This window comes from Pandoraea anapnoica (genome assembly GCF_902459765.1).
In the GTDB taxonomy this organism is placed as follows: Bacteria; Pseudomonadota; Gammaproteobacteria; order Burkholderiales; family Burkholderiaceae; genus Pandoraea; species Pandoraea anapnoica.
This window is the reverse complement of record NZ_CABPSP010000013.1, coordinates 69563-94874: the sequence shown is the minus strand read 5'-3', so window position 1 is coordinate 94874 and position 25312 is coordinate 69563. Positions and strand designations below refer to the sequence as shown.

Genomic DNA, 25312 nt, shown 5'->3' with positions numbered 1-25312 from the left:
CTCGTTTAGGGTTGGCAAGTCATGGAGCTCGCACGACGGCGAAGCCCCGAATCATCATCGTCTTTTTTTGTTTCCGCCAGCGACGACCGCTCAATGTCCCAGACTCAGCGCCATCCACTCGCGCAGCGACACGCGTGTGGTGCGCAAGCTGTCGAGCGTTGGCCACCAGCCGAACGCAGCGTCGGGCTCCAATGCGTTGGCGTCGCAGCACGGTGCGGGTACCACCGTGAGGCCAGCACGCACGAACTGGTCGCGGGCCCGGCGCATATGCCAGGCGTTCGTGACCAGGTAGACGCGTGTCACGCCGACGTTGGTCAGCATGCGCGCGCTGAAAATGGCGTTTTGCGCCGTGTTCAGTGATTGTCCTTCGATCCAGCGTACCGGCACGCCGAATTCGCCCTGCAATACGTTCGCCATCAGTTGCCCTTCGGACACCGGATAGCCGGACGGTGCACCGCCGGAGACGAGTACCGGCAACTGCGCATGACGCGCCAGGAATGCACCGTAGCGCACGCGAGCCAACGCGCCCTGCGGCAGATCGGCGCCGCCGTGTCGGCCATACTCCGTCGCGCCGAGGCTGATGCCACCGCCCAGAATGACGACCGCCTGGGGAAGCGCCGACGCGTTGCCCGAGGAATTAGACGGGGCGGGCGGCGTGGACGCCTGTGCCTGTTGTTGCGCCTCGACGGTCTTGATATCGAGCGCGGGACCGATGTCGAGCGAATGCGCCAACCGGTTGCTGAACCACGGTGTCGCCTGCAACCAGAGTGCAAGCGCCGCCACGATAGACAGCGTCTTACCCACTCTCGGAAAGCGCCGCCAGCAGATGAAGCCGAGCCCTGCTAGCACCAGCACATTGGCGGGCGGCAAGAAGAGACTGACGAGGAGGTTTCGGGCGAGCCAATCGAAGGGCATCCGGCGAGTGTACTGGACTGCACAACAGAGTGCACCCTTTCTCTATGACACCTCGCATGTCCCGCACGATCTCCGTCGGGTTGACGTAAAAAAGCCCACGCAAGCGCGTGGGCGTCATCCGTCATCAACTAGTTACACCATGTTGGCATCGTGCGATGCACGTCAGACCAGTAAGCTGCGCAGCATCCACGCGTTCTCTTCGCGCAGTTGCATGCGCTGCGTGAGCAGGTCAGCGGTCGACGACAGCTTCGCGAACTCTTTGTAGGTGCCCGGTTAGAATGGCTCGACGGCGACCGACATCGATCTCCGTATTTTCCTCAGGACGTTCGTCACCTCATTCCGGTTACACTGCGCCCTATCCGAATAAGTCAGCCGCGCCTGCTGCCAACCTCCCGTCGATGCCCATACGTCTCACCGGAACGTCGCACGCAAACGCCGTCGCTCAAGACGCCGCGCCTCCCGCCCAGCCGCTTCTGCCCCGCCAGCTTCTGGTGACGCCCGATGTCGCGTCGCGCTCGCAGATCGCAGCGTTCGCCTCGCAACTGGCGCAGGCGCTCGCGCGTGGCACTCGCCTCGTCCAGCTGCGCAACCGTTCGCTCGATGCCGACGGCTACCGCGCGCTGGCAGAAAGCGCATTGGCGCTCACTCACGCAGCCGGGGCACAACTCATCCTGAATCCGCCGTACGCTGTGGCCGACCGTTGGCTCGACGCCCCCCAGGGCATGCACGCTGGGACGGTGCCGCAAGCGGACGGCTGGCATCTCACGAGCGAGCGCCTCATGGCCTGCGAGAAGCGTCCGACAGGCTGGAGACTGATGAGCGCCGCTTGTCACAACGTCGCGCAACTTGCGCAGGCTTCGCATCTGGGTCTGGACTTCGTGACGCTGTCACCGGTGCTGGACACCGCTACCCACCCGGAGGCGACGCCCCTCGGCTGGCCAGCCTTCACGACGCTCGCAGCGCAAACCACGCTACCCGTCTTCGCGCTCGGCGGCATGCGTGCCGAGACGCTCAATACTGCCCGCAACGCAGGCGCTTACGGCATCGCCGCCATCCGCGCCTTCTGGCCCGCCGCCTGACTGCGCCGACTGAAGCTCCGGCAGACACGCTGCCGGAACCGTCAACAGTGATGCCTTACTTCGCCAATGCCTTTCGTGCGGCGATCACCCCTTGCGCGTACGCGGGATCAATCTTGTCGAAGTGTGCGATCTGGCGCTCAGCGACGTCGTCAGGCACCCCTTGCATCGATGCGGCGATGTTGCCGTACAGACGCCCCTTCTGCGCATCGTCGAACAAGCGGAACAAGGCGCGCGGCTGCGAGTAGTAATCGTCGTCTTCGCGATGATCGAAGCGATCGGCCACGGTACCCACCGCCTGCTGCGGATCGCGATACTCGGCCTGCTCGGCAAATGCACCGTAACGATTCGGCTCGTAGTTCGGCGTGCCGCCGAGATTACCGTCCACGCGCATCGCACCATCGCGGTGGAAGCTGTTATGGAGCGGGCACTTCGGCGCGTTCACGGGAATCGCACTGTGGTTCACCCCGAGACGATAGCGCTGCGTGTCGCCGTAGGAGAACAGACGTCCCTGCAACAAGCGGTCGGGCGAGAAGCCGATGCCCGGCACCACGTTGCCCGGATTGAACGCTGCCTGCTCGACGTCCGCAAAGTAGTTCTCCGGATTCCGGTTCAACTCCAGCACGCCCACGTCAATCAGCGGGTAATCCGCATGCGGCCACACCTTCGTGATGTCGAACGGGTTATAGCGATACGTGGCGGCGTCCGCCTCCGGCATCACCTGCACCTGCATGCGCCAGCGCGGGAAGTTGCCGGTTTCGATGGCGTCGAACAGATCGCGCTGATGGCTTTCGCGATCGTCTGCCACGATCTGCGCTGCTTCGGTGTTCGTCAGATTCTCCACACCCTGCATCGACTTGAAGTGGAACTTCACCCAGAACCGTTCGTTCACCGCGTTGATGAAGCTGAACGTGTGCGAGCCGAAGCCGTGCTGCTGACGATAGTTCTTCGGAATACCGCGATCGCTCATGAGAATAGTGATCTGATGCAGCGATTCGGGTGAGCGCGACCAGAAGTCCCAGGCCGCCGTAGGGCTGCGCATGTTGGTCTTCGGATCGCGTTTTTGCGTGTGGATGAAGTCGGGGAACTTGAGCGCGTCCCGAATGAAGAACACGGGCGTGTTGTTGCCCACGAGATCCCAGTTGCCTTCGTCGGTATAGAACTTTAACGCGAAGCCGCGCACATCGCGTTCGGCATCGGCCGCACCACGCTCACCCGCGACCGTCGAGAAACGCAGAAACACCGGCGTTTCCTTGCCGACGGATTCGAACACGCGGGCACGGGTGTACTTCGTGATGTCGTGCGTGATGGTCAGCTTGCCGAAGGCGCCTGAGCCTTTCGCGTGCACGCGACGCTCCGGGATCACTTCACGGTCGAAGTGTGCGAGCTTTTCGATCAGCCAGACGTCTTGCAACAAGGCCGGGCCACGCGGGCCCGCCGTTTGCGTGTTCTGGTTGTCGGTGACCGGCGCGCCGGCGGCGGTCGTGAGTTTCATCTTGTCGGACATGTGACGCTCTCCTGTTTCCTGGTTCCTGATCGGTCGATGGCTTGCGACTTGCGTAACTTGAGCGGCTTAGGCACCCATCAGGGCGAAGTCGGCAAGTACGTGTTCCAGCGTGGTTTCGATGTCGTGCAAATAGGCCTTGAGTTGGGTCATTGCGAGGCACCTCGAATGCGTCTTGCTGCGTGTAGGGATTCGCGCCTCACGGCTCGGGCTTCTCTGTGTGGCCCGGTCTCAAGCGCGTGGGACTAGATTAATTATTTATATTAAAACGGTCGAATTAATCGTTTTTATATATGTAATAGGTAAAAGCAATACGCCGCGGCACAAGGCAGCGGCGCAGGGCATTACAGCGGGAGATAAGGACCGGCCGGAAGTGTCCGGTCCTGGGTGCGAGCCGTTAGACGTCAGGTCGACATCAGTCGGACATCAGTTCGACGTTGCGGGCAGATCGAGCGGGATGATGCCCGGCAAATCGCACTTGGCGATCGCCTGCGCCACTGCTTCGATGGCAGGCAGACGCGTGAAGCTCTTGCGCCACGCGAGCACGACGCGACGGTCCGGCACCGGTGCCGAGAACGGCACATAGCTCAGCAGACTGTCCGGCGCCTGCTTTTCAGGCACTGACGTCTTCGGCAGCACCGTGATGCCCACGCCGCTCGCCACCATATGGCGAATCGTTTCGAGCGACGAGCCCTCGAACGTTTTCTGAATGCCGTCGGCGTTCTGCGAGAAGCGCATCAGTTCCGGGCACACGCCCAGCACGTGATCGCGGAAGCAATGGCCGCTGCCGAGCAGCAGCATCGTCTCTTGCTTGAGGTCGCCCGCATCGATACGCTCGCGGCCCGCCCACGGGTGCGAGCGCGGCAGCGCCACGACGAACGGCTCGTCATAGAGCGGGCGCACCATCAGACCGCTCTCCGGGAACGGCAGCGCCATGATGGCGGCATCGATTTCGCCTTGCTTGAGCAACTCGATGAGCTTGAGCGTGTAGTTCTCTTGCAGCATCAGCGGCATTTGCGGCGTGGTCTCGATCATTTGTTTGACGAGTGCCGGCAGCAGATACGGTCCGATCGTGTAGATCACCCCAAGACGCAGCGGACCAGCGAGCGGGTCGCGTCCCTGCTTGGCGATTTCCTTGATGGCGATGGTTTGTTCGAGCACGCGCTGTGCCTGCGCCACGATCTGCTCGCCGAGCGGCGTCACGCTGACTTCCGCCGCGCCGCGCTCGAAAATCTGCACGTTCAGCTCGTCTTCGAGCTTCTTGATGGCCACCGAGAGCGTCGGCTGGCTGACGAAACAGGCTTCCGCCGCGCGACCGAAATGGCGTTCACGTGCCACCGCCACGATGTACTTGAGTTCCGTGAGGGTCATGTCGTCCTAACCTGTGTAAATTAATCGAACCGATGAAATCGATAGATTTTGTTTTTTATAGCACAATCGGGCGGCAATTGCCCGTTTTCGACCGCTCGCGGGCGACGTTCTTCCCATCATCGTCTCACGCTGCGGCTACCACGCCCCGTGGCTGTCAGGCTTTCAGATAGTCTTCACGCGCGCCGAGCCATCGCTCCAGATGCGCGGCGACCGCGCCCGGATGCGACTTCAGCAGCGCATCGGCAGCTTCCTGCGCACCCGGAATCATCCAGGCGTCCTCATTGAGATCGACGAAGCGCAGCATGGCCGCGCCCGACTGACGTGCGCCGAGAAACTCGCCGGGGCCGCGGATTTCCAGATCGCGCCGGGCGATGATGAAGCCGTCGGTGGTTTCGCGCATCGTCTGCAAACGGGCTTTTGCACCCATCGACAGCGGCGAGGCGTACATCAGCAAACAGACCGATTCGGCGGAACCGCGACCGACGCGTCCACGCAACTGGTGCAATTGAGCGAGACCGAAGCGCTCGGCGTGTTCGATCACCATCAAGGACGCATTGGGCACATCCACGCCCACTTCGATGACGGTCGTCGCCACCAGCAAATGTGTGTTGCCTCGCGTGAAGTCCTCCATCACGGCGGCCTTCTCGGCGGGCGACAGACGCCCGTGCACCAGTCCTACACGCAACTCCGGCAATGCCGCGACCAGTTGCGCGTGCGTATCGACAGCGGTCTGCAGTTGCAGCGCCTCGCTCTCCTCGATTAGCGGACAAACCCAGTACACCTGACGCCCGGCCAGCGCCGCCGCGCGCACCCTGTCGATCACTTCCGGGCGGCGCGTGTCACTGATGAGCTTCGTCACGACGGGGCTACGGCCGGGCGGCAGTTCATCGATGACGGAGACGTCGAGATCGGCGTAGTAGGTCATAGCAAGCGTGCGCGGAATCGGCGTGGCGCTCATCATCAACTGATGCGGCATGGCGTTCGGGCCCATGCCGGCCGTCTGCATCTTGCTGCGCAACGCCAGGCGCTGGGCCACGCCGAAGCGGTGCTGTTCGTCGACGACTGCCATGCCGAGACGCGCGAACGTGACCGTGTCCTGAATGATGGCGTGCGTGCCAATGACGAGCTGCGCTTCACCGCTGGCCACGCGTGCCAGCGCTTCGCGCTTTTCCTTCGCCTTCATGCTGCCCGCGAGCCACGCGACTTCCACGCCCAGCGGCGTGAGCCACGCCGAGAGCTTGCGCAGATGCTGCTCGGCGAGGATTTCGGTCGGGGCCATGATTGCAGCCTGAAAACCGGCGTCGATGGCAAGTGCTGCGGCGAGTGCGGCGATGATCGTCTTGCCGCTGCCGACGTCGCCTTGCAATAGACGCTGCATCGGATGCGCTTCGGCCAGATCGGCGCGGATTTCAGCCCAGACGCGCTGCTGCGCGCCCGTCAGTTTGAACGGCAATGCCGCTTCGAAACGTTCGAGCAAACCGCCTTTTATGTGCTCACCAAGTGACGGGGCACGCAAACGGCGACGTGCCGCTTGCGCCCGTTTGAGCGAGAGTTGCTGCGCGAGCAATTCCTCGCACTTGATGCGTAACCACGCCGGATGCGAACGCTCCATGAGCGCCGTCTCCGACACGTTCGGCGGCGGCGCGTGCAGCAAGTGCACGGCATCGGCCAATGCGGGCAGGGGATGGTCGGGGCCGATGGCGTCCTGCAGCAAGCCGGGCGGCAGCAGTTCGGGCAGCGGTGTGCGATCCATGGCGTTGTGGATCGCTTTGCGCAGATAGGCCTGCGACAGGCCGGCGGCGCTCGGATAGACCGGCGTCAGCGATTCGGGCAGCGGCGCGGCGGCGTCCTGTACCACGCGGTAGGCGGGGTGGACCATCTCCAGACCGAAGAAGCCACCACGCACTTCGCCACGCACGCGCACCCGCGTGCCGATGGCGAGCTGCTTTTGCTGACTGCCGTAGAAATTCAGAAAACGCAGCACCAACTCGTGCCCTTCGTCCGCGATGCGTACCACCCACTGACGTCGCGGGCGATAGGCGACGTCGCTCGCCGTGACCACGCCTTCGACCTGCGCCAGCTCGCTCGGCAGCACTTCGCCGATCTTGCGCAGTGTGGTTTCGTCCTCGTATCGCATCGGCAGATGCAGGATCAGATCGATGTCGCGCTTGAGGCCCAGCTTGGCGAGCTTGTCGGCGCTGCCGGCCGCTTTCTTTGCGACAGGCTTGGCGTCTTTCGCGGATTTGGCGGACTTGCTGCCCTTGGTGGGCTTTGCCGCCTTGGGATCGGTGGCGTCTGCGCTTGCGTCGCTGGTCGCGAGTTTGGCGGCGGCCTTTGTGCCGCGCTTCGCCGTTTTCGTTGCTTTCTCCGCAGGACGGGCGTCGGCCTGCGCGTTTGCCGCGTCGGCAAGATCCACGAGGTCGGCGGTAGCGTCGTCAGGCGCGGTGGCGGGCATTCTGCGTTCGGTCATGCAGTCGCTGAGTCGGGGGCTTGGGAAACGTTCAGTCGAAACTAGTAAAATGCTGGCTGCTACGCATTGTAAACGCTGATGTATACCCTTTCCGATTTCGATTTCGACCTGCCGCCCGAACTGATCGCGCAGACCGCGCTCACCGAGCGAACCGCCAGCCGCCTGCTCGAGGTCGACGGCAGCGTCACGCCGCCGCACCTGTACGACCGCAGCTTCGCCGATCTGCCCAGCCTGCTCGCCCCCGGCGACCTGCTCGTGTTCAACGACACGCGCGTCATCAAAGCGCGCCTGTTCGGCCAGAAAGCCAGCGGCGGCAAGATCGAGGTGCTCGTCGAGCGCGTGATCGACAACCGCACCGTGCTGGCACAGATTCGCGCCAGCAAGAGCCCCGCACCCGGCACCGTGCTGCGTCTGGCAGATGCCTTCGACGTCACGGTTGGCGAGCGCGTCGAGCCGTTCTACACGCTGCACTTCCCCGAAGACTGCTACACGCTGCTGGAAACCTACGGCCGTCTGCCGCTGCCGCCGTACATCGAACACGATGCCGACGCCGCCGACGAGACCCGGTACCAGACCGTCTACGCCCGCAATCCGGGTGCCGTGGCCGCGCCGACGGCCGGTCTGCACTTCGACGAGGCCCTCTTCGCCCGCCTTGACGCCCTCGGCGTCCAACGCGCCACGCTGACCCTGCACGTGGGTGCAGGCACGTTCCAGCCGGTGCGCGTAGACAACATCGGCGAACACAAGATGCACTCGGAGTGGTATGAGATCACGCCCGCGCTGGTCGATGCCATCGCCGCTACCCGTGCACGCGGCGGCCGGGTGATCGCCGTAGGCACGACGTCGATGCGCGCACTGGAATCGGGCGCGCAGGCCACGCTCGCCGCCGGGGGCGCACCGGGCACGCTGCGCCCAGGCAGTGCCGAGACGGACATCTTCATCACACCCGGGTACCGCTTCCAGCTGGTCGACCGGCTCGTGACCAACTTCCACCTGCCCAAGTCCACGCTGCTCATGCTCGTGTCGGCGTTCTCGGGCATGGAGACGATCCGCGCGGCCTATCGTCACGCCATCGAACAGCGTTATCGCTTCTTCAGCTATGGCGACGCGATGATCCTCTCGCGCGTAGAGATTCAGGACACCCCGAAGGCTGCCGCCTGAATCCCGGACGGCCCTGGCGTCCAAGGCCGTCCGACCAAGTACAATACCGACTTGGCCGCGCATGGGGCGCTGGCCGCTTTTTTTGACGTCCCGAGCGGGCGCCGGCTTGTTTTGCCGGTGGTGCCGGGGCGCACGACACATGCTCAAGTTCGAACTCATTACCACCGACGGGCAAGCCCGCCGGGGGCGCGTCACGCTCAACCACGGTGTGGTCGAGACACCCATCTTCATGCCGGTCGGCACTTACGGTTCGGTCAAGGCAATGTCGCCGGTCGAACTCGTCGAAAACAACGCTCAGATCATCCTCGGCAATACCTTCCACCTCTGGCTGCGCCCGGGACTGGAGACGATTGCCGCGCACGGCGGCCTGCACCGCTTCATGGGCTGGGATCGTCCGATTCTCACGGATTCGGGCGGTTTTCAGGTGTTTAGCCTCGGCGATCTGCGCAAGATCAGCGAAGAAGGCGTGAAATTTGCGTCGCCCGTGAACGGCGACCGCCTCTTCCTCTCGCCCGAGATCTCGATGCAGATCCAGCGCGTGCTCAATTCGGACATCGTCATGCAGTTCGACGAATGCACGCCGTATGAGATCGACGGCCGTCCGGCCACGGAAGTCGAAGCCGGCCAGTCCATGCGCATGTCGCTGCGCTGGGCCAAGCGCTCCATCGACGAATTCAACCGTCTTGAGAACCCGAATGCGCTGTTCGGCATCGTTCAGGGCGGCATGTACGAGCATTTGCGCGACGAATCGCTCGCCGGGCTGTCGGAACTGGACTTCCACGGCTACGCCATCGGCGGGCTGTCGGTCGGCGAGCCGAAGGAAGACATGATGCGCGTGCTGGAGCACGTGGCGCCGCGTCTGCCCGCGAACAAGCCCCATTACCTGATGGGCGTGGGCACGCCGGAAGATCTGGTGGCCGGTGTGGCCGCCGGCGTCGACATGTTCGACTGCGTGATGCCGACCCGCAACGCGCGCAACGGCTGGCTGTTCACGCGTTTCGGCGATCTGAAGATCCGCAATGCGTCGCACAAGACCGATACGCGCCCGCTGGACGAAACTTGCGGCTGTTACACCTGTCGAAACTTCTCGCGCGCCTATCTGCACCACTTGCAGCGAGCCGGGGAGATTCTGGGCGCGCGGCTCAACACCATCCATAACCTGCATTACTATCTCACGCTGATGCAGGAAATCCGGGATGCCATCGAAGCTCACCGATTCGACGCGTTCGTCGCCCAGTTCAAGGCCGATCGCGCCCGCGGCGTGCAGTAACGTGGCCGGTGCGCCGAGGCATTTGGCTCGGCCACCGAATCCCCCCGGGAACGGGGTCGGGCAGTGGTAAAATGCCGGGCTTGGATGCTGCATCCTCGCACCGAAACACACGCCGCGCGTGTCCTGAGACCGGCCACACGCGGCTTTTACACGTCTTACATAAGGAGAACCGAACGTGCTGATTTCCGAAGCCTTCGCTCAGACGGCAGGCGCCGCCAGCCCGACCAGCAACCTGATGAGCTTCTTGCCGCTCGTGCTGATGTTCGTGGTGCTGTACTTCATCATGATCCGTCCGCAGATGAAGCGTCAGAAAGAGACCCGCAACATGCTGGCCGCACTCGCCAAGGGCGACGAAGTCGTGACCTCGGGCGGCCTGGCCGGTCGTATCTCGAAGGTCGGCGAAACCTTCGTGACCGTTGAAATCGCCGACAACGTCGAGATCAACGTGCAGAAGGGCGCTATCACCACGTTGCTGCCGAAGGGCACCATCAAGGCGCTCTGATCGTTTGCACCACCGCACGCGGCCGCCCTTACCGGCGGCCGCAGTGCATGGCGGCGCCGGTCTACACCCCCTGCGTCGCCATGCAAGACGGTCTGAAGCACGGTTTGCCACGAGGCATCACCCTAGCCCGCTGCTATGAATCGCTATCCTATCTGGAAGTACATCGTCATTCTGGTGGCTCTTGCCATCGGAGTGCTCTACACGCTGCCGAACCTGTTCGGTGAAACACCGGCGGTACAGATTTCCAGCGTCAAGGCGACCGTCAAGGTCGATCCCTCGACGCTCTCGCGCGCTGAAGATGCGCTCAAGGCACAGAACATCGCCTATACCGGCGCGGTGTTCGACAGCACGGGCAACAACCCGAGCGTGCGTATCCGCTTTGCCGATACCGACACGCAACTGCGCGCCAAGGATCTTCTCCAGACGTCGCTGAACACCGACGCGACCGATCCGACCTTCGTCGTCGCACTCAACCTGCTCTCGGCCTCGCCGGAATGGCTCTCCAAAATCCACGCGCTGCCGATGTACCTCGGCCTCGACCTGCGTGGTGGCGTGCACTTCCTGCTGCAAGTCGACATGGCCGGCGCCATCACCAAGCGTCTGGATGCGTCTGCCGCCGACGCCCGTACGCTGCTGCGTGACAAGAACATTCGCCACAACGGCGTGACGCGCACGGACACCGGCATCGAAGCCGCCTTCAGCTCGCAGGCAGACGCCGAGCGCGCCCGCAGCGCCCTGACCGACGGCCTGCCCGACCTCGCCTACACCACGCAGCCCGCTGCGAACGGCGCGTTCAAGGTCGTGGGCGCGTTCACGGAAGCCGCCCGCCGCGCGGTGCAGGACAACGCCGTCAAGCAGAACATCGTCACGCTGCATAACCGGGTGAACGAACTCGGCGTGGCCGAACCGGTGATTCAGCAAGAGGGCCCGGACCGTATCGTCGTGCAGTTGCCCGGCGTGCAGGACACCGCCAAGGCCAAGGACATCATCGGACGTACGGCAACGCTCGAAGCGCGTCTGGCTGATCCGGATGCCCCGCGCATCGTGTCGGCTGATACGCCGGTGCCGCCGCAGGACGAACTGTTCCTGCACGGCAACGGTGCGCCGGTCATGCTCAAGCGTCAGGTGATCTTCAGCGGCGACCGCATTACGAGCGCCTCGGCTGGTTTCGACGATCACCAGCAACCGTCGGTGAACATCAAGCTCGACGCCGCCGGTGGCCGTGTGCTGCGCGACGTTTCTCGCGACAACATCGGCAAGCCGATGGCGATCGTGCTGTTCGAGAAGGGCAAGGGCGAAGTGCTGACGGTGGCGAACATCCGCAGCGAATTGGGTCAGAGCTTCCAGATCACCGGCATGGGCTCGGCACAAGGCGCAAACGATCTGGCGCTGCTGCTGCGGGCCGGCTCGCTCGCCGCACCGATGGAAATCATCGAAGAACGCACGATTGGCCCGAGCCTGGGTGCCGACAACATCCATAAGGGTGTCGACTCGGTGATGTATGGCTTCCTCGCCATCGCCGTGTTCATGATGGCGTACTACATGCTGTTCGGCGTGTTCTCGGTCATCGCACTGATGTTCAACCTGCTGCTGCTGGTGGCCGCGCTGTCGATGATGCAGGCCACGCTCACGCTGCCGGGTATCGCCGCTATCGCGCTCACGCTCGGTATGGCCATCGACGCCAACGTGCTGATCAACGAACGTATCCGTGAAGAGTTGCGCGGCGGCGCGTCGGCCCAGAAGGCGATTTCGCTGGGCTTCGAACACGCCTGGGCGACGATTCTGGACTCGAACGTGACCACGCTTATCGCCGGTCTGGCGCTGCTGGCCTTCGGTTCGGGCCCGGTGCGCGCGTTCGCTGTGGTGCACTGCCTGGGTATTCTGACCTCGATGTTCTCCGCCGTGTTCTTCTCGCGCGGTCTGGTCAACCTGTGGTACGGCGGCCGTCGCAAGCTCAAGTCGCTGGCGATCGGTCAGGTCTGGCGCCCGGAAGGTGCGACGAACGCACCCGACGCAGGCGAGCAATAACCGCAGGCGCGAGAGGAAACAGTCATGGAATTTTTCCGCATCAAGAAAGACGTGCCGTTCATGCGGCACGCCCTGATCTTCAACATCATCTCGGCGCTCACGTTCGTGGCGGCGGTGTTCTTCCTGCTCACGCGGGGACTACACATGTCGATCGAGTTCACCGGCGGTACGGTCATGGAAGTGGCCTACTCGCAGGCGGCCGATCTCGAGAAGATCCGTGGGGAAGTCGGCAAGCTCGGCTATCGCGACGTGCAGGTGCAGAGCTTCGGCACCTCGCGCGACGTGATGATCCGTCTTCCGATTCAGAACGGCTCGGACGGCAAGCAGATCACCAGCGCGCAGCAAAGCGATGCCGTGATGACCGCGCTCAAGGCCGACGCCCCCGACGTGTCGCTGCGTCGCGTGGAATTCGTCGGCCCGCAGATCGGGCACGAGCTGTTCACGGACGGTCTGCTGGCGCTGACCTTCGTGGTCGTCGGCATCATCATCTACCTGTCGTTCCGCTTCGAATGGAAATTCGCCGTCGCGGGCGTGATCGCCAACTTGCACGACGTGGTGATCATTCTCGGCTTCTTCGCGTTCTTCCAGTGGGAGTTCTCGCTAGCGGTGCTCGCGGGGGTGCTGGCCGTGCTGGGCTACTCCGTGAACGAATCGGTCGTTATCTTCGACCGGATTCGCGAGACGTTCCGCAAGATGCGCAAGGCGACGGTGCAGGAAGTCATCGACCACGCCATTACGACGACGATGTCACGGACCATCATCACGCACGCGAGTACGGAAATGATGGTGCTGTCGATGTTCTTCTTCGGCGGCCAGACGCTGCACTACTTCGCACTCGCTCTGACCGTGGGTATTCTGTTCGGTATCTACTCGTCAGTGTTCGTGGCCGCAGCACTTGCGATGTGGTTCGGCGTGAAGCGCGAAGACCTCATCAAGCATGGCAGCAAGGACGACGAAGAAGGGCTGGATCGCAACGATCCGAACTTCGGCGCACGTGTCTGATTCACACGTCGCTCACGAAAAAGCCGCCGGCATGTCCGGCGGTTTTTTTTCGTCCGTCGTTCAGACGCTATTCATTTGAAGCGGCGGAAGCAGGCCTCGTCAGCCGTTGCATCTCCCCAAACCATTCCGACAGCGCGAGCGACGCGTTGGCGTCCGCGGCTTGCTGCCCGAGCATATCGGCGTCACCGCCTTCCACGTGGGTATAGCTCACACCGCTGCGCAGATCCTGCGCCCCTGCCGTCGAGAACAGATAGCGCTGTTGCGCCACCGCATAGCGACGTGCTGCGGGCACCACACCGAACAGCGGCTCGCCGAACCCCACGTAGGACGTGTCCGAAAGGGCGAGATGATAGAGCGTGGGGAAGATGTCGCGATGGCCGACGAAATCGTCCAGCCGCAGTGGCCCCATCGGCTGATACGCACGCGGCACGCGGAAATAGATCGGCACGTGATAGCGTTCGAACGGCGAGAGCGACGCGTTGTCGAGATTTCGCCATTGCGGCGCACGATGATCGCCGGTCGCCACCAGAATCGTGCGCGAACTCATCGGTGAGTATTTAAGACGGTCGATGAAGTCGCCGAGCGCATCCATAGCGTAGCGATAGGCGCGCACGCCGCGCTGACGTTCGTCCCGCTCCGCCGCGTTGGCGGGTGACGCGCGCCATCCCTTCGTCAGGTCAAACGGGCCGGTCGCCGCATCGTCGGGCACGTTGAACGGCCAGTGGTTGCTCATCGTCAGCGCGAAGACGAACAACGGTTGGCCGCGCGCGTCGGCGTCCTCCAACATGTCGTGCACATAGCGCCAGAGATAGCCGTCGTACACGCCGTAGGTGCCTGCGTCGGCTTGCGGATAGCGCGCGACGATATCGGCCTGCGTGATCACGTCGTCAAACCCTTGCCGACGCATGACACGGTCAACATTCCGCCACGTGCGTGCGCCTCCGTAGACGAAAACCGTTCGATATCCATTTTGCCGAAACGGGCGGGCCGCGGCGGACGTGAAGGGCACCGGCGCCGCACTGTCCGTCAGCATCAACGACGGGCTGCCGCTATTGATCAGCAGATGTTCCAGCGTGGAGATCGTATCGGAGCGCGCCGCGACGGCATGCCGGAACCACCATCCAGCATCCAGATGTCTGCGCATCGCACCTGCGATGGGAAACCCGTCGGCGTCGAGCGACAGACCGTAACCGCCCCACCCTTCCATCAGTCCGAAGACGACATGCGGCGGGTGCGCCGCCAACATGGCGTTGCGCGGCGTGCGATGCCACGCCGCGTGCTGAAGCGCCGCTGTCGGGTCGTACTCATGCGTCTCGTCGCTGTCCTTACTCGCATCACCTTCGTCGCCTGGGCCTTCAACGCCCAAGGCGCGGGCCAGCGCAGCGACATTATCGAAGCCGTGCGACTTCAGCGCCCGATTCGGACTGTCTGCCTGCCCGAGGGCTTCCCGGCTTTGCCGGAACGCGAGGTAAAGCCGCACGGGCGTATTGACGAGCAGGTCGTCGAGGAGCGGACGCCGCGCCACGCTGACACCCTCCTGCGCCGTCAGCCGCGCCGCAGGCTCGCCACAGGCGGCCACCCAAAGCGTCGTGATTACCGCGATCTGTACGATTGCGTCGCGCCATGTTGCCCGTCGCTGCGGGACTAGCGTCAAACGCAGCGTGCACCACGTCTGTATGAGCGCGAGTCCCAACGCGCACAGCAACGCCGTGCCCACGGGGAGAAGATGGTAGGCGGCGTTCATGGCGATTCGGACATCGTCATCGTAAATGCTGAAGATCTGAGGGCCGAACGGCACACCGAAGTAGCGCCGGTAGAAGTGTTCCGCCAGTCCCGCTGCATTCACGGTGACAAACCAGAGCACCACGCCTGCGACGAACGTCGCTCGCATGGCAGACGTCGACGCGAATATCGCCCGCCCGATCGCCAGCGGCAGCAGCCACGCCAACACTCCCCAACTGCTCAGCAGGACGTCGTAGCGAGCGCCGTACCAGAGCCAGAGCATCCATTCATGCGCACTCGTGGTGACGCCGGCGTGATACGCGTCTGGCGTGAGCGCGATGACGCCGAAGCTACGGATCAGCAGATTGCCAAGCCACGTCGCGAGCATGACGACCGCACATAGGCGTAGTAAGCAGGGGAGTCGAGGAGCGGCTGGCGAGGCGAGCGCCGGGATGTCGTCAGACGTGGAAGTCATGGCTGGACGGCCGTTTGCGCGGATGCAAACGAGACCTGCGTGGAGATGGCTGCCAGCCTGACAGCGAATATCCGGCCCCCGATGCGGGCGGTTTCACAACATGCGCGCCCTCTGTCGAACGTGCAAGCGCCACGGGCTTGCGGTAATCTCGCGGAATTCGCAATTTACGAATTTTCACGCCGATGAAGCCGATCCGCATCTGGGACTTGCCAACGCGTTTGTTCCACTGGTCGTTCGTGGTACTGGCCGTCGCCGCCTACGTCACCGCCAAGACCGGCGGCAACGCGATGATCTATCACTTCTGGTGCGGCTATGCCGTGCTCGCGTTGCTGATCTTCCGTGTGATCTGGGGCATCACCGGTCCGCGCTATGCACGTTTCTCTGCGTTCATGACCGGACCGCGCACGTTCTTCCGTTCGCTGCGCGACACGTCGGAAGCGTCGGACATGCAGACGCGCTTCGCGGGACACACGCCGCTCGGCGGCCTGTCGGTCGTCGCCATGCTGTTGTTCTTCGGCCTTCAGGTCGCGCTGGGCCTGTTCTCGAACGATGACATCTTCAACGACGGCCCGCTCGTCAAATTCATCGACAAAGATACGAGCGACATGCTGACCGGCTGGCATCTGCGCAATCAGTGGGTACTGATCGCGCTGGTGGCATTGCATGTGCTGGCCATTGCGTATTACCGCATCGCGCGCAAGAAGGATCTGGTCCGGCCGATGATTCTCGGCGACAAGACGCTACCCAGCCCCGTGCATCCGGCACGTGACGACTGGCGTGTGCGCGCGGGCGCGCTGGTGTTGATCGTGCTGGCGTCGGCGCTCGTGTACCGCATCGTGCATCTCACACCGGCGGTGGCGGCGTTGCCGTCATATTGACAACGCGCCGGAGAGCGACCGATGTCGACGTCGCCCCAATGAAAAAAGCCGGTCGCGTGAAACGACCGGCTTTTTTGTTGGCGTGCTGAACACGCCAGATGTGCCCGAGAGCTTACTTCGCCCGGAAGTTGTCGTGGCAGCTCTTGCAGGTCTGCGCGGCGTCGCCGAAAGCGGTCTTGATCGACGCGAGGTCGCCGCCCTTAGCTACCGTGTTGAGCTTGGCCACAGCGGTTTCCATCTTCTCGGCCGCTTGCTGGAACTTCGCCTTGTCGGAGAAGACTTCCGGCTTGGCTTTGCTCTTGCCGTTTGTCTGGCCGCCTTCAAAGGCGGGCCACGGCAGCTTCGAGAGCGTGGCGACGAGTTCGGCGTTCTTCGCCACGTCGTCCTTGTTGAACGGCGCGTCACCCTTGACCACTGCACCGATGCGGCCGAAGTGGTTGCCCATCAGGAACAGCGCAGACTGACGGTACTCGACGGCGTCGTCGACTTTGGCGAACTGGGCTTGAGCGAGGGTCGGCGTGAGCACGGCGACGGCGAGCGCAGCCACTGCGAGAGTGAACTTCATTTGTGGGGTTCTCCTTATGGTTTGTGCGGCTATGATACACACCAACTTGCGTACCCATATGACACGATGGTCATATGCACAGAAGCCAGCCATAAGGTTGACGAAAAAAGACGAACCCCGAAGAACCATGCAAAACGGGCCGCAGAAGCGGCCCGTTTCGATGATGCGGATGAAACGTCGCGAGCTTACACGCGCTTAGCGAGCGACTCTGCGATCCCGACGTAGTTCGCCGGCGTCATTTCCAGCAGACGCGCCTTGGCATCTTCCGGAATGGCCAGTTGCTTGATGAACGCTTGCAGCGCTTCGCGGGTGATGCCCTTGCCACGCGTGAGCTCCTTCAACTGCTCGTACGGGTTCGGCACACCGAAGCGACGCATCACGGTCTGCACCGGCTCGGCCAGCACTTCCCAGGTGTTGTCGAGGTCCTCGTCCAGACGCTGCGGGTTCACTTCGAGCTTGCCCAGACCACGCAGGCACGAGTCGTATGCCAGCAGGCTGTAACCGAAGGCCACGCCGATGTTGCGCAGCACGGTCGAGTCCGTCAGGTCACGCTGCCAGCGCGAGACCGGCAGCTTGTCGGCCAGGTGACGCAGCACGGCGTTGGCCAGACCGAGGTTGCCTTCCGAGTTTTCGAAGTCGATCGGGTTGACCTTATGCGGCATGGTCGACGAGCCGATTTCGCCAGCCTTCGTCTTCTGCTTGAAGTAACCGACCGAGATGTAGCCCCAGATGTCGCGATTCAGGTCGAGCAGAATCGTGTTGGCACGGGCCACAGCGTCGAACAGCTCGGCCATGTAATCGTGCGGTTCGATCTGGATCGTGTACGGGTTGAACGTCAGGCCCAGACGCTGTTCGATGACCGTCTTCGAAAACGTCTCCCAGTCGTATTCCGGGTAGGCCGACAGGTGTGCGTTGTAGTTACCCACCGCACCGTTCATCTTCGCCAGGAGCTCGACGCGACGCACGCGCTCCAGCGCACGCGCCAGACGCACCGCGACGTTGGCGATTTCCTTGCCGAGCGTGGTCGGCGAGGCCGGCTGACCGTGCGTGCGCGAGAGCATCGGCTGGGCCGCGTGTTCACGCGCCAATTCGCCGAGCTTGGTCACGAGCGATTCCAGGGCCGGGACGATGACTTCGTCGCGCGCGCCCTTGAGCATCATGCCGTGCGAGGTGTTGTTGATGTCTTCCGACGTGCAGGCGAAGTGGATGAACTCGCTCGCCTTTTCCAGTTCGGCCTGACCCTGCACCTTTTCCTTGAGCCAGTACTCCACGGCCTTCACGTCGTGGTTCGTGACCTTCTCGATGTCCTTGATGCGCTGGGCATCGGCGTTCGAGAAGTTGGCCGCCAGATTCAGCAGGAACGTCTCCGCCGCGCCCGAGAACGGGGCGATCTCGGCGAAACCGGCCTTGGACAGGGCGATCAGCCAGTGGATTTCGACCTTCACGCGGTTGCGCATGAATGCCGCCTCGGACAACCAGGGACGCAGGGCGTCGGTCTTGCTGGCGTAACGACCGTCGAGCGGGGAGAGCGCGGTCAATGGGGAGAATTCGTCGGACATGGCACTGGGCACCGAAAAAGAAAATCGGGGGAGCCGGCGATGTGCCAACTCGGAAAGGCCAGTATTTTACCATTCCCCGGCCCCGGCCATCCCGCACGTTATACTCTGCTCCGCGCTACAGCGATTTATCAAGGATTCACATGAAGTTGATCGGTGCCCTCGCCAGTCCCTACGTTCGTAAAGTCCGCATCGTGCTGGCTGAGAAAAAGCTCGACTACAAGCTCGAGCTGGAGAACGTCTGGGCCGACGACACCCGCATCCAGCAGTCGAACCCGATCGGCAAAGTGCCGTGTCTGGTGATGGAAGACGGCGAAGCCGTGTTCGATTCCCGGGTGATCTGCGAGTACCTCGACACCCTGTCCCCGGTCGGTAAGCTCATCCCCCCGTCGGGTCGCGAACGTGCCGAAGTACGTTGCTGGGAAGCCCTCGCCGATGGCGTGACGGACGCCGCCGTCCAGATTCGCGTCGAAAAGATGTTCCACGACGAAGCCTCGCGCTCGCAGGTCTTCATCACGCGTCAGGTCGGCAAGATCGAGGAAAGTCTGCGGGCGATGGCGCGCGGGCTCGACGAGCGCCAGTGGTGCGCGGGCAACCGCCTGACGCTGGCCGACGTGGCCGTCGTCTGCGCGCTCGGCTATCTCGACTTCCGTTATCAGGAAATCGATTGGCGCAACGCCCATCCGAACCTGGCGCGTCACTTCGAACGCATGTCCACCCGCCCGTCGGTCGCGGACACGGTCCCGACGGACGTCGTGCCAGCGCTTTGATGTGACACGGGGCGGGTGACGCTTCGCAGCACCCGCCCCGCCTCAAATGTCCCGCGTCCCATTGCGCTGCCGTTCTGCGCTTCCGGATCTCCTCCCCGGCCTCACCCGTCGCCGTGCCCGGCGGGCCGGAGCACCGCCCCGGCGGCGGTGCGCTCCCGCACGCGCGACGGCGTGACGACCGCCGGTTGATCCCGCCTTCGGGCATCGGCTTTGCCCGCACGACGTGCGGCGTTAGCCGACGGGCTACGCGTGATCAGCTCTCCGAGCCCCTGTAACAAGCGCCACGCACGGGCGTTCTGGTCGTCTGTGACGTCAGACCTGTCGGCCATGCCGGACCGTTCTGCACGCTCGGCTTTCGTAACCGTCCGGACATTCGCGGTCCTGTCGCGCATATCGTTCCCCCTCATGTCATCCGTTCGGACCCATGCCTGCGAGGCAGCGCCCCCCGATGCCAAAGGCGGTACGACGGCGTCCATCCCCCCGGCATCGCGCAGGCGCGAATAACCCGCCATGACCTTGCGCACATAGTTCTGCGTCTCGGGGAACGGCGGCACCTGACGGCCATACCGCAATACAGCGCCCTCCCCGGCGTTGTAGGCCGCGAGTGCCAGACTGACATCGCCATCGAACCGCGAGAGCAGCCAACGCAGATACGACGCGCCTGCACGCAGGTTCTCGGCAGGGTCTTCGAGACGGCGGACACCAAAGCGCTGCCCGGTGCGCGGCAGGATCTGCATCAGCCCGATGGCACCGCGCTCCGACACCGCCCGCGGGTCGTATCCCGACTCGGTGTCGATGATCGCGTGCAACAGCGCTGCGTCGACTGAGGTCGCGTGGGCCGCGCGACGCACGAGCGCATCGAAGGGGAGCTTCCCAGGCATCGCGGTCGCTGCGGCGCCGAGGTTGGCGGGTGCGCGGCTGGCCAGTGTTGCAGGACCAGCGAGATCGGGACGGTTCTCCACACCGGACGCGACGCTCCGGTCGGCCTCCGGGTTCGGTCCCTCTGGCGGCGGCGCAGGTATCGCCGACGCGATGGACGGTAACGTCGATGCCGGTGTCTCTCGATACGACGAGACGAGGCGTCTCGCGCCATCGAGCGTGCTCGCTGCATCGGTCGGAGAGGTCGCATCAAGCGCACCTGACGTCTCACGCGCCTCGCGCGACCCGATGTCGGTTCCAGCGGCGGCCCCCGTCCTATTGACGACGCGCCCCGCCGTTGGCACCGCGATCTGCGCATCCGCAACTCTTGGATGATGCGGCAGCAATCCCCGATCCGCAGCCAATGACGGCAGACCGCCCAGCCACAGCGCGCCGGACATCACCAACACGTGACGCCAGCGCCGCCGCCCCCGATTCGTCAGCCGCCCGCTCATGCACCCTCCCCATCGCGAGTCCGCATCGCCGGACGTGCCGGTGCTTGGGCCTCAGCCGAGGACGTCTGCACCTCATAAGGCAAATCCAGTGCGAGACGCAGAATCGCGGCCACCGCGTCAAAGAGGTCTGGCGGAATCGGTGCATCGATTTCGACGTCGTCCATCAGCCGTCGCGCCACCGGCACATGCTCAACGACCGGGACGCCCTCGCGCTCCGCGATCTGCACAATCGTGCGCGCACGCGCGTGGCGGCCTTTTTCGATCACCAGCGGCACAGCCGTCTCGCCCGGCACGTAGCGCAGGCAAATGGCGAGACGTGTCGGGTTGCGCACGACGGCCGTCGACCGCTTGACGTTGTCCGACAGGCTGCCGCTCTCGATCGTCTCCCGGTGAATCTCGCGCCGCTTGTTCTTGAGCTCGCGGTCACCCTCCACCTCCTTGGACTCACGCTTGATTTCGTCGTGAGACATCCTGAGTTGCTTGCGTAACTGATACTTCTGATACGCGAAGTCCAGCCCACCGAACACGACATAAGCGATCACCAGCACCGCCATCAACCAGAACATCAACCGCACGGTGAGCGCCAGCCCGCACGACGGACCGCACTGCGCAAGCACGGCCAGTGACGGCGTGTACTGTCGGATCAGATAGAAGAAGACCAGCCCCAGCACGACAACCTTGACGAGCGACTTGCCGAACTCGAAAAGCGATTGCATCGAGAACAGTTGCTTGGCTTTGGCGACGGGATCGATACGCTCGTATTTCGGACGAATCACCTCCGGCGCGACCAACGCCCCCACTTGCAAGATCATCGCGAGCCAGGTGGTCACGATCAGCAGCACGGCGAGGCCGCCTGCGAAGCGCACGAAGATCAACAGCGACGGGCCGAGCATGCCCTGCACGGCTTCCTCCACCGGATCGCGCAGCACGAGCAGCATGCGGGCAATCAACGCTTGCAGCGCATCGTAGAGGGCGGGCCCCTCGAACATCAGCCACGCGAGCGTCGCGCCGAGTTGCATGCAGACGGCAAGATCGGCGCTCTTGGCGACACGCCCCTTCTTGCGCTCGTCCTGGATCTTCTTGGGTGTAGGGGGAAGGTTCTTCTCGCTCACGCGCGCCTCACGAAGCGGGAAGTATCATGGCCGCCCACGTGCGGAGCATCTCGGGCAGGCGATACCAGTGCGCGAGCGGCACGGCAATGGCGAACGGCAGACTTGCGACCGTCACGAGCAGCGCCATCGCGCTCTTGACCGGCATGGCGAGAAAGAACACGTTGAGTTGCTGCGCCGCGCGGTTCACGAAGCCCATCGATATATCCACGAGCACCATCACGACCATCGCAGGCAGCGCCACCGCCACGCACATGACCTGCATCGCCTGCCAGAGCGACAGCAGCCAGGCAACGGACGCGTCCTCCCATCGCCATGACTGCCCTATAGGTACCGCAACGTACGAGTCGTACAGCGCCGTCAGCACGGCATGTGCCGCCGGTGTAACGAAGAAGAGCACGCAGAGCATCTGCGTCAACGCAATGCCGAAGACCGACGATTGCGCGCTCATGAGCGGATTGAGCACGCTGGCCATCGACGCCCCGCGCATGGTGTCGATCACGTACCCCGTCATGTCGACGGCCCAGAACGGCAGCGTCGCCACGAACCCCACGAGACCGCCGATGAAGAGCTCGCGCATGATCAACATGCCCCACGCGCTCCACTGCGTTGGCAGATCGGTCGTCGCATGCACCAGCGCGACGACCGGCAACGCGAGCGCAAGCACCAGCGCGTTGCGCAACATGCCTGCGCCCAGCATGCCGACCGACAGCACCGGCAACAACATCGCAACGCCCAGCGGGCGCAACATCGCCACGCCCCACGCCACCGTCCAGCCGAACAGGTCGGCCCACAGTGGCGCGATCAGCGTATCGGATGACGCGCTCAGGGCGGCGATCTTCGTCATATCGACCATATCGACCATCGCGCTCACCCCATCCTGCTGATTTGCTCGAACGCGCTGCCCGCGTAGTTGAGCAACACGTGGCCCATCCATGCGTAGGTCGCGGCCAGCGTGACCGACACGGCAATGAGCTTGATGAGGAACTGGACGGTTTGATCCTGCACCTGCGTGAGGGCCTGCACCAGCGACACCAGCACGCCGACAGCGGACGCAACGACGACTGTCGGCAGTGACATTAACAACGTGAGCCAGAGCATTTCACTGGTGAGATTGACGACGATGGCTTCGCTCATGAGCAGGTTCCCGGCAGCGTCATGCGTACGAGAGCATCAACTGCCGCACCAGTTGCTCCCAACCGTTCATCATCACGAAAATGAGCAGCTTGAACGGCAGGGCGATGGTCATGGGCGAGACCATCATCATCCCCATCGCGAGCAGGATGTTCGAGATCACCAGATCGATCACGATGAACGGCAGATAGAGCAGCAGACCGATCTTGAAGGCCTCGGCCAACTGACTGAGTGCGAAGGCCGGCATCAGCACGAGTAGTGAGTCCGCACCCAGTCGGTCGCGATGCGCTTCCGGCCACGTCTCACTCCCCAGCCCGGCGAAGAAGTCGCGTTGTCTGGCGTCGGTGTGACGAGTGAGGAACGCACGGTACGGCGAGAGCACGCTGGCGTCGACGTCGGCCACGAAGTTTTTCGATGAGAGCGAGACCGGCCGGGAGTCAAGGTTCGCTTCGATGTCGAAGGCGACCGGCGCCATGATGAAACACGTAAGGACAAGTGACAGACCGTAGATCGCGATGTTGGGCGGGATCTGTTGCGTACCCAGCGCATTGCGTAGCAGCGCGAAGACGACCGCCAGTTTCAGGAAAGCAGTCCCCAGCACCACCAGCAAAGGCATGATCGAGAGCAGCGATAGCAGGACGACAAGCTGCACCGGATGGTCGAGCAGGGACATACGAACTCCAGTGAACACCTTCGTCCGCCGGACAAGCACGCCGGTCGACGCGAACGAAGGAAGAGACAGCGGGACGAGGCGAAACGACATGGCGGCGACGCGGCCGCGACGCAGAGGTCGTCGATCGGCAAATGGTAGGACGTGGCCGAATGCACGCCCATCGGGTCACGACCCGAAATCAGGGCACCGGATCGATTTGCACCGCCAGACGTCCGTCGCCGAAGCGCAAAAGACGTCCGTTGGCCCATGGTCTGGCATCGCGCCAGAGCGAGATATGTGCGGCGCTCAAAAAGTTTTGCGGCGCGCGCTCATGTGACGTGGCGCGCCCGAGATGCCACGCCGCCAGACTCGGAACGGGCAATGCCCTTTCGGCAATGACCGCGACCAGACGGGTACATGACGCCGCGCCGCAGTCAACGGCGCCCGGTGTCGGGAAATCGGGCATCGCGACGTGTCGCCCCGACGGTTGTCCGTCACGCATGGCAATGCTTCGCGCACCGTCGAGCAGCCAGTACTCGCCGGACGCAACGTCGGCCACCACGTCGAGCAAAATCGCGCCGCCCTCACGCAGACGGTCGCAAAGCGACGCCGGGAACTCGCCCCAACCCGCCGCGAGGAGGCATCGACGCGTCGGCAGACCGGACGGGTCCAGTGGCGCGTCGCACGGCACCGCGCGCTGGCAACGGTCCGTGAGCCACGACGTCACACCATCGAGATGCATTAACGCCAACCGACGCGCCCCGCGCTGTAACACGATGCCGATGCGCCACGTTGTCTCGACGGACTCACGCGTGATCACCGTCACCTGCGGCCAAGAGGTCGGCGCGGCGAATGTGTCCGGGCATTCCCGACGCATCGCGGCAGTGGACCGCTCCGTGTCAGACGCACTCCCCGCCATCGCCTCGCGCACCGGGCCTTCCTCACCCCCGATGGCTGCGCCCTCCGTTGCGAGGGTCAGTGACGCGGCGCTCGCCTGCCAGTCCGGCGGCAAAGCGTCCCACGACGGGACAGGAAGCCGGTCGCCGAGCCACGCCGCCCATTGCCCGGCGTCGCACCAGAAATGCGTCTGACCCACGACACCCTCATCGACCCGTGCAGTCACAACGAGCCCGTCGCCCCCAGCGCGGAGCCATCCGACGCGCACCTCCGTCTCGCCTTCGATGAAGCCCACGCAACCAGTGCCCGCAAGTACCCCCTCCAATGCAGCGCCGACATCACGCGTCGACGGATGATTCGACACCCCGCCTATCTCACGGGACATAACGCGCCTCGACTTCGACCGTGACGGGCAGCGCGAAGCGTGACGTCAACGTCCGCGAGAGTTTCCCGCGATGCGCCAGCAGTCGGCGATACATCGTCAGACGCGCGCACAGCAGACTCACGGTAATGCCCTGCCGTCCCCGACGCGCTTCGACAACCAGTGTGTCCAGCGCACCGCCATGCACGACGACGCGCAGCACGCTTGCGCTGTCCCAGTTAGCGTCCTGACGGGTATGCCAGACACGCAACCAGCGCAGGACATCGGCGGGACCGGTCACGCAAGCTGCAGGTTCGCCCCGCAACGCGAATGCCTGCTCGTCCCGTTCGTCGCGGTCGGCCCGGCCGTTGTTTCGTCCCTGTGAAACCGCTGCCGTGTCGTGCCGGTGCGAAGGCGATCGCTCCGACAGACTGCAGAACGCATCGGCGGAGAGGCCACTGCGGCGAATGGTATTCATCGTGAAGTCCTCGAAATGGCGGTTGGAATGGAAGCAAACGGGA

General features: G+C 63.7%; 22 protein-coding genes and 1 pseudogene. 8 read left to right on the top strand and 15 right to left on the bottom strand.

The features are described 5' to 3' along the window. Positions 1-90: 90 nt before the first annotated feature. Together PAN31117_RS20145 and PAN31117_RS27755 are read right to left on the bottom strand one after the other, a co-directional pair. Positions 91-915 carry a YdcF family protein gene (locus PAN31117_RS20145; protein WP_150739759.1) on the bottom strand — a complete coding sequence of 275 codons (825 nt, stop codon included), beginning with the start codon at positions 913-915 and terminating at the stop codon, positions 91-93. Positions 916-1077: 162 nt separating this feature from the next. Then, positions 1078-1188 (bottom strand): annotated as a pseudogene (locus PAN31117_RS27755) (DNA starvation/stationary phase protection protein); the annotation flags it as partial. Positions 1189-1406: 218 nt separating this feature from the next. Here PAN31117_RS27755 and PAN31117_RS20135 point away from each other — a divergent pair. Beyond that, a complete protein-coding gene (locus tag PAN31117_RS20135) occupies positions 1407-1994 on the top strand; it encodes a thiamine phosphate synthase (RefSeq protein WP_246189182.1) in 588 nt (195 codons plus the stop codon). A 55-nt stretch (positions 1995-2049) separates the two neighbouring features. Here PAN31117_RS20135 and PAN31117_RS20130 read toward each other — a convergent pair whose 3' ends face one another. From PAN31117_RS20130 to recG, 3 genes are all read right to left on the bottom strand, one after another. Then, on the bottom strand, positions 2050-3498 hold the full coding sequence (locus tag PAN31117_RS20130) for a catalase (RefSeq protein ID WP_150739757.1): 1449 nt from the start codon (positions 3496-3498) through the stop codon (positions 2050-2052). Positions 3499-3921: 423 nt separating this feature from the next. Beyond that, a complete protein-coding gene (locus PAN31117_RS20125; RefSeq protein ID WP_039396318.1) occupies positions 3922-4866 on the bottom strand; it encodes a LysR substrate-binding domain-containing protein in 945 nt (314 codons plus the stop codon). 154 nt (positions 4867-5020) lie between these two features. Beyond that, the gene (recG, locus tag PAN31117_RS20120; protein WP_150739756.1) at positions 5021-7336 is read right to left on the bottom strand and encodes an ATP-dependent DNA helicase RecG; all 2316 of its coding nucleotides are present in this window, start codon (positions 7334-7336) and stop codon (positions 5021-5023) included. A gap of 78 nt (positions 7337-7414) precedes the next feature. Between recG and queA the strand changes: the two genes are divergently transcribed. From queA to secF, 5 genes are all read left to right on the top strand, one after another. After that, the gene (gene queA, locus PAN31117_RS20115) at positions 7415-8497 is read left to right on the top strand and encodes a tRNA preQ1(34) S-adenosylmethionine ribosyltransferase-isomerase QueA (RefSeq protein WP_150739755.1); all 1083 of its coding nucleotides are present in this window, start codon (positions 7415-7417) and stop codon (positions 8495-8497) included. Positions 8498-8636: 139 nt separating this feature from the next. Continuing rightward, positions 8637-9767, top strand: coding sequence for a tRNA guanosine(34) transglycosylase Tgt (gene tgt / locus PAN31117_RS20110; protein WP_150739754.1), 1131 nt, complete (start codon positions 8637-8639; stop codon positions 9765-9767). A 235-nt stretch (positions 9768-10002) separates the two neighbouring features. Beyond that, a complete protein-coding gene (gene yajC / locus PAN31117_RS20105; RefSeq protein WP_231965171.1) occupies positions 10003-10269 on the top strand; it encodes a preprotein translocase subunit YajC in 267 nt (88 codons plus the stop codon). A 135-nt stretch (positions 10270-10404) separates the two neighbouring features. Then, positions 10405-12297 carry a protein translocase subunit SecD gene (gene secD, locus PAN31117_RS20100; protein ID WP_150739753.1) on the top strand — a complete coding sequence of 631 codons (1893 nt, stop codon included), beginning with the start codon at positions 10405-10407 and terminating at the stop codon, positions 12295-12297. 24 nt (positions 12298-12321) lie between these two features. Next, positions 12322-13299 carry a protein translocase subunit SecF gene (gene secF / locus PAN31117_RS20095; protein ID WP_150739752.1) on the top strand — a complete coding sequence of 326 codons (978 nt, stop codon included), beginning with the start codon at positions 12322-12324 and terminating at the stop codon, positions 13297-13299. A 67-nt stretch (positions 13300-13366) separates the two neighbouring features. On the opposite strand, the gene PAN31117_RS20090 is transcribed toward secF, so the two are convergent. Beyond that, positions 13367-15496: an LTA synthase family protein gene (locus tag PAN31117_RS20090; RefSeq protein ID WP_150739751.1), complete on the bottom strand. Its 2130-nt coding sequence runs from the start codon at positions 15494-15496 to the stop codon at positions 13367-13369. A 182-nt stretch (positions 15497-15678) separates the two neighbouring features. On the opposite strand from PAN31117_RS20090, the gene PAN31117_RS20085 reads away from it, so the two are divergent. Further along, positions 15679-16374 carry a cytochrome b/b6 domain-containing protein gene (locus PAN31117_RS20085; protein WP_150739750.1) on the top strand — a complete coding sequence of 232 codons (696 nt, stop codon included), beginning with the start codon at positions 15679-15681 and terminating at the stop codon, positions 16372-16374. Between the two features lie 112 nt (positions 16375-16486). Here PAN31117_RS20085 and PAN31117_RS20080 read toward each other — a convergent pair whose 3' ends face one another. Then, on the bottom strand, positions 16487-16939 hold the full coding sequence (locus tag PAN31117_RS20080) for a c-type cytochrome (RefSeq protein ID WP_150739749.1): 453 nt from the start codon (positions 16937-16939) through the stop codon (positions 16487-16489). 185 nt (positions 16940-17124) lie between these two features. Beyond that, positions 17125-18498, bottom strand: a complete 1374-nt coding sequence (gene purB / locus PAN31117_RS20075; protein ID WP_039396286.1) for an adenylosuccinate lyase — start codon at positions 18496-18498, stop codon at positions 17125-17127. A 140-nt stretch (positions 18499-18638) separates the two neighbouring features. Between purB and PAN31117_RS20070 the strand changes: the two genes are divergently transcribed. Further along, on the top strand, positions 18639-19265 hold the full coding sequence (locus PAN31117_RS20070; RefSeq protein WP_150739748.1) for a glutathione S-transferase family protein: 627 nt from the start codon (positions 18639-18641) through the stop codon (positions 19263-19265). Between the two features lie 101 nt (positions 19266-19366). Here the strand turns inward: PAN31117_RS20070 and PAN31117_RS27545 are convergent, their stop codons facing one another. The 7 genes from PAN31117_RS27545 to PAN31117_RS20035 form a co-directional block, all read right to left on the bottom strand. Further along, the gene (locus tag PAN31117_RS27545) at positions 19367-20638 is read right to left on the bottom strand and encodes a lytic transglycosylase domain-containing protein (protein WP_246189181.1); all 1272 of its coding nucleotides are present in this window, start codon (positions 20636-20638) and stop codon (positions 19367-19369) included. Further along, entirely contained in the window at positions 20635-21750 is a 1116-nt protein-coding gene (locus PAN31117_RS20060; protein ID WP_150739747.1) for an EscU/YscU/HrcU family type III secretion system export apparatus switch protein, read from the bottom strand. The genes PAN31117_RS27545 and PAN31117_RS20060 overlap by 4 nt, the downstream gene beginning before the upstream one ends. 7 nt (positions 21751-21757) lie before the next feature. Beyond that, positions 21758-22594, bottom strand: coding sequence for a type III secretion system export apparatus subunit SctT (gene sctT, locus PAN31117_RS20055; protein WP_150739746.1), 837 nt, complete (start codon positions 22592-22594; stop codon positions 21758-21760). A 23-nt stretch (positions 22595-22617) separates the two neighbouring features. Beyond that, positions 22618-22884 carry a type III secretion system export apparatus subunit SctS gene (sctS, locus tag PAN31117_RS20050; RefSeq protein ID WP_039396281.1) on the bottom strand — a complete coding sequence of 89 codons (267 nt, stop codon included), beginning with the start codon at positions 22882-22884 and terminating at the stop codon, positions 22618-22620. Positions 22885-22903: 19 nt separating this feature from the next. After that, a complete protein-coding gene (gene sctR / locus PAN31117_RS20045; protein WP_150739745.1) occupies positions 22904-23554 on the bottom strand; it encodes a type III secretion system export apparatus subunit SctR in 651 nt (216 codons plus the stop codon). A gap of 178 nt (positions 23555-23732) precedes the next feature. Beyond that, complete coding sequence (locus PAN31117_RS20040; RefSeq protein WP_150739744.1) at positions 23733-24815, bottom strand: type III secretion system protein SepQ; 1083 nt, start codon at positions 24813-24815, stop codon at positions 23733-23735. Beyond that, on the bottom strand, positions 24805-25269 hold the full coding sequence (locus PAN31117_RS20035; protein WP_150739743.1) for a hypothetical protein: 465 nt from the start codon (positions 25267-25269) through the stop codon (positions 24805-24807). Before PAN31117_RS20035 ends, PAN31117_RS20040 begins: the two co-directional genes overlap by 11 nt. Positions 25270-25312: the final 43 nt, after the last annotated feature.